This is a genomic window from Gammaproteobacteria bacterium, assembly GCA_003696665.1.
In the GTDB taxonomy this organism is placed as follows: domain Bacteria; phylum Pseudomonadota; class Gammaproteobacteria; order Enterobacterales.
On record RFGJ01000110.1, the window covers coordinates 1 to 1,076 of the forward strand.

3 protein-coding genes are annotated in these 1,076 nt (G+C 49.1%); all 3 read right to left on the bottom strand.

Annotation, left to right across the window (positions count from 1 at the left end; genetic code table 11):
- On the bottom strand, positions 1 to 386 hold a 386-nt coding region (locus D6694_03660; protein RMH46341.1), incomplete at its 3' end, for a hypothetical protein.
- The gene (locus D6694_03665; protein ID RMH46342.1) at positions 383 to 565 is read right to left on the bottom strand and encodes a hypothetical protein; all 183 of its coding nucleotides are present in this window, start codon (positions 563 to 565) and stop codon (positions 383 to 385) included. The genes D6694_03660 and D6694_03665, both read right to left, overlap by 4 nt.
- Before the next feature lie 119 nt (positions 566 to 684).
- Complete coding sequence (locus D6694_03670) at positions 685 to 1,008, bottom strand: hypothetical protein (GenBank protein RMH46343.1); 324 nt, start codon at positions 1,006 to 1,008, stop codon at positions 685 to 687.
- Between the last annotated feature and the right edge of the window lie 68 nt (positions 1,009 to 1,076).

The following is a 1,076-nucleotide window of genomic DNA, read 5'->3' on the forward strand; positions in this document are numbered from 1 at the left end:
CCTCTGGCTATCCATCCAGGCCAGTACCACTCTGTGGGCGGCAGGTCTTTGGCCAGTTCTGCCAATGAGGGAAACTGTAGTGCCTGATTAGGTAGCAAATTCACAACGCTTTTGGGGTCTGCTTTGAAACCACGCAAAATTGCCCGCTCGATTTGCCCTTCCAGCAACTCGCGCATATGAGGTTCTAACGTACTGAGAAATTCCTCTAGCCGTTGTCGTTGCAAACTTTTGGACGTTCCCCCATCTATTTGCGCCATATGTGCCAGTTCTTCAATGCTTGCCAATCGCACAGCATCCGTGCTATACTGCGGTTGATTAATATGCCCATTTTGGGCACTTTGGTGGGGTGTCCCGTTGCCGGGGGCACCCTGCTTGTTTTGAGTCATGTATCTGCCTCCTGTTGTGTATTGGTTCCCTGGTCCTTGGGTGGATAAAGCCCCAAACCTATCCTGATGAGAAGGTGGGCCTGGTCAGGCAACGAACGTAATTCATCTATTGCCTGGTCAAGAAGACGGTCATATTCTTCGGGGGTCAATTCCAGTTTCAAGCGGTACCGTAAAGTCATACAAACCTCCAGCAATGAAAAACGGGCAGTGGATGACCACTACCCGTTCATGTTAGGCGTTCTACGGGAAAAATCAACTGCGTAAATGTGCGTAAAAAATGTGCGTAAATGTGCGTAAATTACATTTCCCAGTTTATTTCAGCAATTTTTGCCCTTTTGCGCCCTTTGAAAGCCCGTATCACAATACCATGCCTCTCCAATGCCCGCCGAGACAGCCGTCTGTAATCCGAGACGGTGTGTGGACTTAGAAGCAACTTTCGCTCTGTCTCCTTCTGCGTACAGCCTTTCAGGTAAAGACGCAAAACTCCATGGTATCTCTTCTCAGGGACTAACGAAATCAGATATGCTATTTGCTCCTGCGTAAACGTCCCTGGAGCATATTGACCAGGCGGTACTGGTGTAAGAGTCGAGTGAGAATCGGGGTTCTCTTTTTCCACCCGCATTAACCGGTTCTGCAATTGTTCGTTTTCATCCAAAACGCGGGAGGCGGAATAGAGCACTTCGGATACCA